At 62.9% G+C, this 11,307-nt stretch carries 9 protein-coding genes; 4 read left to right on the top strand and 5 right to left on the bottom strand.

The annotated features are described in order from the left end of the window. The first annotated feature begins 120 nt into the window (after positions 1–120). Both HHL24_RS13055 and HHL24_RS13050 read left to right on the top strand, forming a co-directional pair. Positions 121–1,509 carry an FAD-binding oxidoreductase gene (locus HHL24_RS13055; protein ID WP_169485874.1) on the top strand — a complete coding sequence of 463 codons (1,389 nt, stop codon included), beginning with the start codon at positions 121–123 and terminating at the stop codon, positions 1,507–1,509. 192 nt (positions 1,510–1,701) lie between these two features. Then, positions 1,702–2,292, top strand: a complete 591-nt coding sequence (locus tag HHL24_RS13050) for a BPSL1445 family SYLF domain-containing lipoprotein (protein WP_169485873.1) — start codon at positions 1,702–1,704, stop codon at positions 2,290–2,292. Positions 2,293–2,529: 237 nt separating this feature from the next. On the opposite strand, the gene HHL24_RS13045 is transcribed toward HHL24_RS13050, so the two are convergent. Then, positions 2,530–4,089 (bottom strand): methyl-accepting chemotaxis protein, encoded by a 1,560-nt coding sequence (locus tag HHL24_RS13045; RefSeq protein ID WP_169485872.1) that lies wholly within the window; start codon positions 4,087–4,089, stop codon positions 2,530–2,532. Between the two features lie 185 nt (positions 4,090–4,274). Further along, positions 4,275–4,814, bottom strand: coding sequence for a YbaK/EbsC family protein (locus HHL24_RS13040; RefSeq protein WP_169485980.1), 540 nt, complete (start codon positions 4,812–4,814; stop codon positions 4,275–4,277). Between the two features lie 198 nt (positions 4,815–5,012). Between HHL24_RS13040 and HHL24_RS13035 the strand changes: the two genes are divergently transcribed. Then, positions 5,013–6,338, top strand: a complete 1,326-nt coding sequence (locus HHL24_RS13035; protein ID WP_169485871.1) for a YihY/virulence factor BrkB family protein — start codon at positions 5,013–5,015, stop codon at positions 6,336–6,338. A gap of 499 nt (positions 6,339–6,837) precedes the next feature. Then, entirely contained in the window at positions 6,838–8,004 is a 1,167-nt protein-coding gene (locus HHL24_RS13030; protein ID WP_169485870.1) for a porin, read from the top strand. Between the two features lie 287 nt (positions 8,005–8,291). Here HHL24_RS13030 and HHL24_RS13025 read toward each other — a convergent pair whose 3' ends face one another. From HHL24_RS13025 to HHL24_RS13015, 3 genes are all read right to left on the bottom strand, one after another. Continuing rightward, the gene (locus HHL24_RS13025; protein ID WP_169485869.1) at positions 8,292–9,164 is read right to left on the bottom strand and encodes a proteasome-type protease; all 873 of its coding nucleotides are present in this window, start codon (positions 9,162–9,164) and stop codon (positions 8,292–8,294) included. A 191-nt stretch (positions 9,165–9,355) separates the two neighbouring features. Continuing rightward, complete coding sequence (locus HHL24_RS13020; protein WP_169485868.1) at positions 9,356–10,183, bottom strand: transglutaminase family protein; 828 nt, start codon at positions 10,181–10,183, stop codon at positions 9,356–9,358. 13 nt (positions 10,184–10,196) lie between these two features. After that, on the bottom strand, positions 10,197–11,147 hold the full coding sequence (locus tag HHL24_RS13015) for an alpha-E domain-containing protein (protein ID WP_169485867.1): 951 nt from the start codon (positions 11,145–11,147) through the stop codon (positions 10,197–10,199). Positions 11,148–11,307: the final 160 nt, after the last annotated feature.

Raw genomic sequence — 11,307 nt, 5'->3', positions numbered from 1 at the left:
CCGGGCCGTTTACTGGACGCAAATTGAACCGGTACAGACGCTTTTAATTAAGTTTGCTTAGCAGAATGCTTAGCTGAATGGTGTCCCGAGAGCGTCTCCCACTTTGTCTGGAGGTGTGTCATGGTTAGCGTGTCCAGCAGCGCCGCTGAAGAACTCAAAGCCGCGATCCGAGGCGACCTGTTGCTGCCCGGCGACGCGGGCTTCGACGAGGCCCGCAGCATCTGGAATGCAATGATCGACCGGCATCCCACGATGATCCTGCGCTGCGCCGGCGTGGCCGACGTGCGCCGCGGCGTAGCATTCGCTCGCGACAACGGTCTGCCGCTGGCGGTGCACAGCGGCGGCCATAACATCGCCGGCACCGCGCTGTGCGACGACGGCCTCGTGATCGATCTGTCGCCGATGAAATCGGTAGCGATCGATCCGGTAGCGCGACGCGCGTATGTCGAGCCTGGCGCTACGCTCGGCGATTTCGACCACGAAGCGCAAGCGTTCGGGCTCGCTACGCCGCTCGGCATCAACTCGACCACCGGCGTAGCAGGTCTGACGCTCGGTGGCGGGTTCGGCTGGCTGAGCCGCAGATACGGCATGACCGTCGACAATCTGATTTCAGCGGATGTGGTCACCGCCGACGGCGAACTGCTGCACGCGAGCGCCGACTCACACCAAGATTTGTTCTGGGCGATTCGCGGCGGTGGCGGCAATTTCGGCGTCGTGACGCGCTTCGAGTTCGCGCTGCATCCGGTAGGGCCGCTCGTATACGGCGGCCTCGTCGTACTGCCGCTCGATCAGGCGAAGAATGCCCTGCTCCAGTACCGCGCGGCTGCAGAACACATGCCGGAGGAGTTGAGCGTATGGGCCGTTTTGCGGCTTGCGCCACCGCTGCCGTTCCTGCCGCCCGAGGCGCACGGCAAGCCGGTCATCGTATTCGCGATGTGCTACTCGGGCCCCATCGAAAACGGACCGTCCGTGGTGGAGGCCGTACGCGGCTTCGGCACGCCGGTCGGCGAACATCTTGGGCCGATGCCATACGCCATGTGGCAACAGGCCTTCGATCCGCTGCTTACGCCGGGCGCTCGTAACTACTGGAAATCACACAACCTCGACGGAATATCGGACGGTCTCATCGACGCACTGCTCGATGCGATCGGCAAGCTGCCGTCGCCGCAATGTGAAATCTTTTTCGGGCAGATCGGCGCCCAGACGAGCCGGGTGCCGGTTGATGCCACGGCCTATTCGAGCCGCGACACGCAGTACGCGATGAACGTGCACGGCCGTTGGGACGACGCGAGCGATGACGAGCGCTGCATTGGCTGGGCCCGCGCTTTCTTCGACGCAGCGGCACCGTTCGCGCTAGGCAGCGTGTACGTCAATTTCATGACGCAGGAGGAAGGCGGCCGGGTGGCCGACGCGTATGGACCTAACTATGAGCGTCTCGTCGCCGTGAAGAACCGCTACGACCCGCACAACCTGTTCCGCCACAATCAGAATATCCGCCCGGCGGCGTAGGGATCCTAGGGGAAGCGGCGTTGAACGCCGTGAATCCCCTCGCGAACGTCAGCGCAACGAGACAGTCTGATACGCAGGCCGTGGCGTCAGGCACGCTAAATGCTGGTTAGCAGATATACGGACGTGCCGGCTTCACGGCACGCACCGTTAAAAAAGAAAACGCAACCTTCATCACGCACTCGGAGAACAATCATGCGCAGACGACAATTCATCATGACCACGAGCGCCGCTCTGGCTACGGCAGGTCTTGGCCTCGCCGGCTGCACGACCACGTCGCCATCCTCGAGCGCGTCGCCTTCGGCGAACGCCGGCAAGCGCGACACGATCAACGCCGGCGTCGATTCCACCATGTCACGTCTCTACGCGAACGTCACCGGCTCGCGTGAACTGGTCGCCAAGGCGCGCGGCGTGCTCGTGTTCCCGTCGGTGATTTCGGCGGGCTTCTGGGTTGGCGGGCAATACGGCGAAGGCGCGTTACGCGTGGCTGGACGTACGACGGGCTACTACAGCACCGTCGCGGGCTCGTTCGGTTTGCAGATCGGCGCGCAGTCCAAGGCGCTCATCTTCCTGTTCATGACGCAAGAAGCGCTCGACAAATTCCTCGGCAGCCAGGGCTGGGCAGCAGGCGCCGATGCCACGGTCGCCGTGCTGAAGGTGGGCGCGAACGGCGCGGTCGATACCTCGACCGCCACGAGCCCGGTCGAAGCTTTTGTTCTGACCAACGGCGGCCTGATGGCCGGCCTGTCACTCGAAGGCACCAAGGTCTCACGCCTGATCATCTGAGCAAGCGCACTCACCAGGCACAGGCAGGCACAATCGGGCCCAGTCACGCAGTCGCGCAACCGGCTGCGTGACGCAGCCTTCTCGCGGCGTCACCCGCGCCACCGCTACGGCACTGCCGGCCTCGCAGTTCAGACTGACCGCACCGCTGTAAAATTCACCCGTTTTGCAATCCTGCCTGGCATCTGCGCCGTCTTAGACACTGCGCCGTCTTAGACGCAATGAGCACGGCTGGCTCGATCAGTGCCCTTCCGGCAGCGTGAACACCGCAATCGCCGCCGCCAGTTGCCCGGTCTGCGCCTTCAGCACATCGGCCGAGGCGCTCGCTTCTTCCACTAGCGCCGCGTTCTGCTGGGTCGTCTGGTCCATGCTCGCCACCGCGATGTTGACCTGCTCAATACCCGAGCTTTGCTCGACCGAGGCCGCGCTGATCTCGCCCATAATGTCAGTCACGCGGCGCACGGCGTGCACCACTTCCTGCATCGTTTCACCGGCGCGGCCCACGTACTGCGAGCCGCCTTCAATCTGCGCCGCCGACTCTTCGATCAAGGTCTTGATCTCCTTGGCGGCCGCCGCGCTGCGCTGCGCGAGGCTGCGCACTTCGCCCGCCACCACCGCGAAGCCGCGCCCTTCTTCACCGGCGCGCGCCGCTTCGACGGCCGCGTTCAAGGCGAGAATGTTGGTCTGAAATGCGATCCCCTCGATCACACCGATGATGTCGCCGATCCGGTGCGACGACTGCGAGATCCCGCGCATCGTCTCGACCACCTGGCCGACCACTTCGCCACCACGCGCCGCCGTCTCCGACGCGTTGTGCGCAAGCTGACTGGCCTGCTTCGCGTTGTCGGCGTTCTGTTTCACGGTCGCGGTGATCTGTTCCATGCTGGAAGCGGTTTCGCCGAGCGCGGTCGCCTGCTGTTCGGTGCGGCGCGACAGGTCCGCGTTGCCGGCGGCGATCTCGTTGGATACCGTCGAGATCAGCGTTGCGCCGCTGCGAATCTGCGTGATCGCTTGCGCGAGTCGATGCTGCATGCGCTGCATCGCGGCGAGCAGGCTGACGTCGTCGCCGGCTTTCGTCTCGACCACCACATCGAGGTCGCCATCGGCGATACGGGAAGCGATCTGCGCCGCGTAAGCCGGTTCGCCGCCGAGTTGCCGCAAGATGCTGCGCAGGATCACGCCGATCACGAGCCCCACCACCAGACACAGAATCAGCGCCGCGCCGACGTACTGCACCAGGGTCGTGTAAAACGCGGCGTCAATATCGTCGGTGAACACACCGGTGACAATCGTCCAGTCCCACGGCTTGTAGAGCCGCACGTAGTTGATCTTCGGCGCCATCTGATCGGAGCCCGGCTTCAGAAACTGCAGGTGAATGAAGCCTTCGCCTTCCCGCTCGGCGAGATCGGAGCCGTCCTTGAACACGTGGCGGCCTTTCGGATCCGTGAAGCCGCTCATGTCCTTGCCTTCGAGGTCGGCCCGCACGCCGTGCATCAGCACTGTTGCATGCGCGTCCTCGATCACGAGGTAGCCGCCGGCGCCGTCGTAGCGCATCGCGCGCAGGTCGGCCATGGCCGTGCGTTGCGCGTCGGCAAGCGACATCGTGCCGGCTGCGGCGAGGCCGTTATAACGATCCAGCACGCTGTACGCGACGCTCACGACGCTTTTCAGTTCGGCCTGACGGTCGGCGATCATCGTATCGCGCGTTTTGAAAGCGCCCCATAGGCCGATCGCCAGAATTCCCATGCACATTACCGCTAGCGCGAGCCAAAGCCGCGCTTTCAGGCGAAAGCGTTCCATCTCCGTATCCCTTTGTACTTGTAGCCGGCGCCGCGCGGGCGGGCGCCGAAACAATCCATGTCAATCTTCGGAATAACGGCGGAACGGGGGAAAACTTCAGCGTTTGTTTTATACCTTCGTGCGTTGGCCTACGGGGCTGACCTTGATTTGTTCTGCTTGCCTGGGCGGCGACTGCGCCCAATTCTTCATTCGGCCGCCAGCGTAAGCGAAGCAACCTCACAGCGTGGCCACTGCTGCAGCACCGCGGGCGCCAATAGCAACTTGGCCGCCCGCACCCCTGCCCCCATCACGATCCGTGTACGCTCCATGACCGCGGCGTCGACGAGAATGCGCCAGTCTGCCGGCAAGCCGAAAGCAGTAATTCCGCCGAACTCCATCCCGCTATGCTCCACGGCGGCCTCCCGCTTGGCGAACGAAAGGCGCTGTGCGCCCAATGTCGCCTTCACCGCGCCATTGATGTCGAGGCGCAGCGAACCCAGCGAGACCAGCGCCGCGTAATGCTCGGCACCCTCCTTCTTGTAGCGGATCACGATCGTGTTGGCGCAGTCCTCAAGGCCAAAGCCGTAGCGCGCGCTGAATTCGGCGGTGTCCGAAGCGTCGTCGCTGACGGCAAATACGCTCACGCCCTGGGCCGGCAGATTCTCGACGACATGCGCTGGCAAATGCGCGCTCAATTGTTCCGCGGGAATGAGATCCAACTGCTTGACGAGTTCGTGCGAGTGCATAGCGATAAAAGTGTGAAGGTCCGTCGGCATTCTACCGGCACAGGTGCTTGCGGCGTATCGCGCGCACGTGCATGCAGCGCTTGTTATAGTGACAGGCACAAGGTTTGCGAAAGGTTTCGATGCGAAGGCTGCGTCGAGGCCACCTCAACGGCACGCACACGGCGCATCCGGCGCCAGTATCCCATTGAGAAAACGACCATGGACATCGACACGCTTTCCGCCGAGAACCTTCAGTTGGTGGCCCGCAAGCAGGCCAATTGGGCAATCGGCGCATTCAAACAGTTTGCCGAGGACCGCTGCGCGGCCATGGCCGCCAGCATCGCCTTCTATGCGGCCTTCTCACTCGCGCCCACGCTGGTCATGGTGATCGCCGTGGCCGGCTGGTTCTTCGGCGCCGCAGCCGCGCGCGGTGAGCTGTTCACCCACATTCACGGCCTGCTCGGCGACCAGGCCGCCGCGGGCGTGCAGACCATCGTCGAGAACGCCCATCACAGCGGCAGCGCTGGTGGCATCGCGGCCATCATTTCATTCACGCTGCTGGCGATCGGCGCCTCAGCCACCTTCTCATCCCTTAATAGCGCACTCAATCTGGTGTGGCCGTATACCGGGCCGCGCTCGTCGAGCGTGATCGCCCTCGTGCGCGTGCGCCTGATTTCGTTCGGCCTGGTGCTCGGCGTCGCGTTCCTGCTGATCGTCTCGCTGGTGCTCGATACGGTCATCACGTTCATCGGCAAGTGGCTGTGGGGCAACTCGCCATATGTGGTGATCGGCAATCTGCTGCAACTCGGCGTCGGCTTGCTGGTGCTGGCCTTCGCCTTTGCCGGCCTGCTGAAGTTTCTGCCGGACGCCAAGGTGCAGTGGCGCGATGCGTTCGTCGGTGGGATCGTCGCCGCCGTGCTGTTCTCGGCGGGCAAGAAGCTGTTCGCGCTCTACATCGCGCACGCCGGCATGGCGAGCTCGTTCGGCGCAGCCGGCTCGCTGGCCGTGCTGATGATGTGGCTGTACTTCTCGGCCGCCGTGCTCCTGCTCGGCGCGGAGTTTTCGGCGGCGCGCGGGCGCATGCACGATCCGCGCGGCGGATGGGGCATGCAGGAAGACTCGCCGCCCGGCAGCCGCGCGAAGCTCGCTTCGGTGCTCGCGGCATCGACGAGATCGGCCGATTCGCTGCCTCGCGTGGAAGATCGTGAAACCCGTGCCGCCGGGTTTGCGCCCGCGTCCGGAGCGCCAGAAGCGGCTGCTCTTGCCGCGACCGCTTCAGCGTCGGCTTTACGACGAGTGCAAGCGCGAAACAAGACTTCAGCGCGGGCGACCGCAGTCAAGATCGGCCGCACCGTCGTCCTTGCGGAAGCGCAGGCGACACGCGTCGCCGCCGTCTCGCTGGTCCAGGCGGGCCGCACGGCCGTCGCGGCCGATCGCTATGTCAGACGGCATCCGTGGAGTTCGGTGCTGTTCGCGGCGGCGGCTGGACTGGCGGCCGCGACCGTGGCGCGCCGCAACGGGGACGCCAACGGCCGTCGCGAGTGACGCGTGACGCGTGATGCGGTTGCGCCTCACGCTGATACGGCAGGTCACGCTGACACGGCAGGAAAAGACTGCCCGTTGCGAGGACCACAACCGCGGAGCGCAACGGCACATCCCGGCAACAGGTTGTAACCGCGGCGGTTGCGCCTGCTCACAAGGCATAAATTCTGTCTAGCGCGCCCGTCAAGCGCGACGCGGCTCCGCTTTTATATGGACGCTGCAGAACGAGCACGACATCTAGACGACTAAATTACGGAAACCATTCAAACAAGTGTCTAAATCGCGGGCAGCGGCGCCTTCACTATCAACAAAACAACAATAATGCGTAGTCAACGATTCAATATTGCGGAAATAGCAATAATCGTTAAGGGCTTTAAATACAAGGCTTTGCGTCGTTTGTCACTTTTTAGAGACACTCTTTTTTTTCCAGTTCTTGCCTGTTGAGGCAGTGAGCTATTCTCCTTTCCGCAACAACAAACTAATCATCTGCGTGGAGAAATGGATGAAACGAATCGCCCTGTCTACCCTCTCGCTGGCGCTGCTCGGCGTCACCGGCGTAGCACATGCTCAAAGCAGCGTGACCCTTTACGGCCTGATCGATGAGTCGGTCCAGTACGTTCACAACACGACGAACACCGCTGGCGGCCCGAACAAGAATCTGGTTGCAATGTACGCCGGCAACCTGCAAGGCGATCGTTTTGGCCTGAAAGGCACGGAAGACCTCGGCGGTGGCCTGAAGGCAATCTTCCAGTTGGAAAACGGCTTTGACGTGAACAGCGGCAAGCTGGGTCAAGGCAACCGTATGTTCGGTCGTCAAGCCTACGTCGGCCTGACGGGCGATCAGTGGGGTACGTTCACGCTGGGTCGTCAGTACGACCCGGTGGTCGACCTGGTTCAGCCGGTGACGGGTGACAACTACTTCGGATCCACCTTCGCAACGCCGGGCGACGTCGACAACAACGACAACTCCTCGCGCACGAACAACGCCGTCAAGTACACCTCGCCGGTGTGGGGCGGCTTCCAGTTCGAAGGCATGTACGCTCTGGGCGGCGTGGCTGGCACGACGGGTTCGGGTCAAACGTGGTCGGGCGCTGCAACGTTCGCAACGGGTCCGTTCACGGTCGCTGCAGGCTACTTCCTCGCCGACAACTCCAACACGACGGGTCTGCGCACGACTTGGACCAGCACGTCGGACGGCACGTTTGACGGCCAGGTCAACTCGGTCTACCAAACGGCGAAGTCGATCGGCATCGCTCAGGTCGCAGGCCAATACGTCGCAGGCCCGTTCACGGTCAACCTGCGCTACAGCAATGCGCAATACAAGCCGGATGCAAATTCGGGCTTCGGTTCGACCGAGAAGTTCAACGTCGGTGGCGTGTACCTTGGCTACCAGGCAACGCCGGCAATGCTGGTGGGCGTGGGCTACATCTACACGAAGGGCACGGGCGACACGAGCGCAACGTATAACCAGGTTTCCCTGGGCGGCGACTACAACCTGTCGAAGCGCACGGACATCTACCTGGTCGGCGCATGGCAACACGCAAGCGGCGAACAACGCAATTCGAGCGGCGGCCTGGTCGCTGCCGGTGCATCGATCGGTTCGTACGGCTACAACTCGGCTTCCAACTCGCAAGAAATGGTTAGCCTGGGCATCCGCCACAAGTTCTAATCGAATTTGACGGACTGCTGTAGTAACACGCAGTTGAAAGACCAGCCACGGCGATAAGCCTGTGGCTGGTTTTTTTTCGCCCCTTGGTTTTTGGCGCTCGCGGCGAGAACAGGGCCGTCCGAGTCACACCGCGCGCCGCGGATAGACGGACAATCGCGCATGCACTGCGCGTCCATCGTGATCAACTCAACGGGTGACGTAAAAGAAAAGGCCGTCAGCAAGCCCTTAACAGGCTCGTGACGACCTTGGTGTGATGCTGCCGGCCCGTCGGATCTACGCTGAACTGCCTAGCGCCGCTGGCCCTTGCCCTTCTCCGCCTGCGCCAACGTCTGCGCCGGCTTCGCATCGAGTTCATGCTCCACGCCGTCCGCCCCCACCGGCGCGCGATGCAGCACCAGTGCACGCTCGCGTTGCTGCAGCGGCACATTGGGCGAATCCTGCCAGTCCGGATCAGGAATCTCGCCGAACACCTGGCGCAGCCGCTCGCCCCAGGTACGGTGAATCATCTCGAAGTACGTGTTGTCGTGGTCGATCGAAACGAAACGCGTGACGCGCAGCGAGTCTTTTTCGTAGACCAGCAGATCCAACGGCAGCCCGACCGAAAGATTCGAACGCAGCGTCGAATCCATCGAAATCAGCGCGCACTTGGCGGCTTCGTCGAGCGGCGTGGACGGTGTCAGCACGCGATCGATGATCGGCTTGCCGTACTTGGCCTCGCCGATCTGGAAATACGGGTTCACGGCCGATGCTTCGATGAAATTGCCCGCGGAGTAGATCATGAACAGGCGCGGCCGGTTGCCCGCAATCTGCCCGCCGAGAATGAAGCTGCAATTGAAGTCGACGCCGAATTCCTGCAGCGCCTCGGCTTCGCGCTGATGCACACTGCGCACCGCGCGCCCGATCACGCGCGCTGCGTCGGCCATGGTAGGGGCGCTCCAGAGCGTGGGCTGCGCGAGATCGGTGGGCTCGGACAGCTCGTGCAACACCGCTTGCGTGAGCGACAGATTGCCGGCGCCCAGCAGCACGAGCATGCGCTCGCCCGGCTGCTCGAACACCGACATCTTGCGTGCGGTGCTGATGTGATCGACGCCCGCATTGGTACGCGTGTCCGAAAGGAACACGAGCCCTTCGTCGACGGACATCGCTACACAGTAAGTCATAAGGAAAGGTACCCGCAAAAAACGACAGAACAGCGCTATTGTAATGCGGCGCGCATGTGCCTCTACCGCGTATTACGGCCGCTGCGTGGGAAAACTGAACGGCTATGCGGGGCGGCGCTCGCTGGGGCGCATTCCAGCGGCCTTTCTGCAGCCGCCCGTCAAGCGCGCCGCCAAACAGCAGCCTTTCGCCACTATTGCGGCAGCTGCGCGCTAACCGTGACGGACACCTTCAGTTGCTCCTCCAGCCCGCCGATGCGCCGGCCGCGTACCGGCGCGGCGGCTTCATAATCGCGCGCCACGGCGAGCCGGCAGTAGATCTCGCTGGCAAACGCGGCGTGCGTGACGTCGATGGAAATCCAGCCACGGCCGTTCAGCCACACGTCCACCCATGCGTGGCTCGCCCCGTGCTCTCCCCCAATGGGCCTTCCTTCGGGGCCGACATTGCCGGGTTCGATGTAGCCGCTCACGTAACGTGCCGGGATGCCGCGCGCGCGGCAGCAGGCCAGCATCAGGTGCGCGTGGTCCTGGCACACGCCGTTGCCGAGCGCGAGCGCCTGGGCGGCCGTGCTGGTGACTTCGGTGATGCCGGGGTTGTACTTCACGCGCTGCAGGATCTGCTCGGACAACTCGATCAGATTGCTTGAGCTCGCGAGGCTCGGCACCGATCCGGCCAGCTCGCGGATCGCTGCGTCGGCCTCCGTGAGACGCGTTGAGCAGGTGAAATGCTCAAGCGGAATCGGGCCGACGGCGTCGGGTAACTGGCCATCGATCAGCGGAATCGTGTCCACTTCGCCCGCAACATGCAGACGAATCTCGCTATGCGGCTTGTTGATGACGAGCGTATGCAGCACATTGCCGTAGGCGTCGAAGGTGGCGTCGAGCTTGCCGGGCGCATCAATGCTCCAGCGCCGCACTACCTGCGAGGCGCCGCTTGCCGGCGTCAGACGCAGTTGCTGGATCGAATAATGGACAGTCGCTTCGTAGCGGTAGGACGTGTCGTGGCGGATTGTCAGGTACATAAAAATAACTCCGTCAGGCGACTGGCAGCATCAGATAGGTACGCGCAACCAGATTGCCGAGCTCGAACACGCGAGCAAGGAACTGCGTCAGATAGGCGTGCAGGCCGGCTTCGAAAATCTGCCGGATGTCGGAGTACACCAGCTCGGCGCGCAGCTTGCCGGCAAACCGTTCGCACTGGTTCGAGCCGGAAGTGCGCAGCATCGCCAGATTGACGCAGACGCCTTCGAGCGAAGCGAGCAGCGAGCGCGGCATCTGCTGGTTCAGGATCATCAATTCAACCACCCGCGCCGGCGTGACGACATCGCGATACACCTTGCGATAAATCTCCAGTGCCGATACCGAACTGAGAATCGAAGTCCAGTAGTAGAAGTCTTCGAGCTGACGCGCGGCATCGCGTGAATTCGGTTCGACGTCGGCAAAACGCACGTCGAGAATCCGCGCGGTGTTGTCAGCGCGTTCGAGGAACGTGCCGAGCTGCGTGAAGAAGAACGCGTCGTCCTGCAGCGCGGTGCCGATCGTCACGCCGCGCGACAGGTGCGAGCGGAACTTCACCCACTCGAACAATGCCCCCGGATTGCTCGCGGCTTGACCGGACAACTTGCGCTCGTTGAACTCGAGCCAGGTGTCGTTGATGGTCTCCCACCATTCGGTCGTCAGCGTGCCGCGCACAGCGCGGGCGTTTTCGCGCGCGGCCTGCAAACACGAATGAATACTCGACGGATTGGTCGCATCGGCCACCATGAAATCGAGCACATGTTCGCGGGTCGGTTCGTCGTAGCGTTGAGCGAAGGCAGATTCGAGTTCGGAGATGCGCAGCACCGAACGTTGCGCGCGCGCCTCCTGTTCGGGCGTCTGCGGCAACAGCAAGGCCTTCAGGTTGATATCGAGCATGCGGGCGGTATTCTCCGCGCGCTCCATGTAGCGGGCCATCCAGAAGAGGTGATCGGCGGTTCGGCTTAGCATGACGGCGTTCCGTATCTGATGACGCGACCTTTGCAAAAGTAAAAGGTCCGCGCTGGTTATCCGTGTGCGCCGGCGACAGTCTGACTTATCTGCCGGCGCGTTAGGTTGCGGGCGCGGTTGCCTGCATGGCTACAGGAGTTGCTGCATGAGCTGTGACCTG

This window comes from Paraburkholderia polaris, assembly GCF_012927345.1.
In the GTDB taxonomy this organism is placed as follows: Bacteria; Pseudomonadota; Gammaproteobacteria; order Burkholderiales; family Burkholderiaceae; genus Paraburkholderia; species Paraburkholderia polaris.
Note: the sequence above shows the minus strand (reverse complement) of the source record. Positions and strands in the feature narration are given on the sequence as shown.